This window comes from Xenorhabdus santafensis, assembly GCF_033949405.1.
GTDB classification, from domain to species: Bacteria; Pseudomonadota; Gammaproteobacteria; order Enterobacterales; family Enterobacteriaceae; genus Xenorhabdus; species Xenorhabdus santafensis.
On sequence record NZ_VCDN01000081.1, the window covers coordinates 1 to 772 of the forward strand.

The following is a 772-nucleotide window of genomic DNA, read 5'->3' on the forward strand; positions in this document are numbered from 1 at the left end:
AGGGATATGTCAGATGGTATAATCGCTTATGAAACTACATTAGGTCAACATGGCTTACCTGAAAATATAGTTCATATATTTGATTTCGACGATAAAGATGTTGATGTTTCTCCAGAAGAACAAAAGAAATTCCATTATCAATGGTTTGAATCATTGTAACAAAGCAACTGATTTATTAGCTTAAATAAAGCTGGAAAGATCCTCGTGATCTTCCAGTTTATTGTTATGCATCTGAATTAGCTTACATACCCACAGAAATTGTAATCACACCTCAACAATCAAAAAGGAATGACATGACAACCGTATATCAATATCTTTATGACAAGATGATCAAAAAAAGAGAAGAGATGCGCAATTATTTGCTGGGTCCGTTGAGTGATGATTTACCCGAAGAATATAAACCAATACGTGAACTCTATTATCATGGTTCAGCCAAAGGAAAATCCTACGTAGAGGAAATGATCATAAAAACAACAAATGATATTCTCCTTACCCAACTTGAAAAACTGGATAGACTACGGTTATTGGAAAATGGCAAGGATATGTTTTCACTGGTATTAACACCTAAAGAATATAATAGCGTTGTTTTTGTTCCCAAAAACCTTAGTTTTTGCTCAATTATGAAAGAGTTGATTGAGGAAGAAAAAAACAATCCCACGTCGAGATTTGTTTATTAAATGGCCTTGCTAAAAATAGATAAATTACATCACTATGACGTAATTTATCTATAGAGAACTTATTTATGTTGAAAAAAATTGATTAAGCCCCAGTG

At 32.6% G+C, this 772-nt stretch carries 1 protein-coding gene; it reads left to right on the forward strand.

The window, feature by feature from the left end; genetic code table 11:
• Positions 1–293 precede the first annotated feature (293 nt).
• Positions 294–677 carry a transposase gene (locus FE392_RS16835; protein ID WP_319931356.1) on the forward strand — a complete coding sequence of 128 codons (384 nt, stop codon included), beginning with the start codon at positions 294–296 and terminating at the stop codon, positions 675–677.
• The last annotated feature ends 95 nt before the right edge of the window (positions 678–772 follow it).

Bases quoted from the DNA above. Each gene is read 5' to 3' on its own strand.
- FE392_RS16835 (WP_319931356.1), top strand. From the start codon at position 294: ATGACAACCGTATATCAATATCTTTATGACAAGATGATCAAAAAAAGA.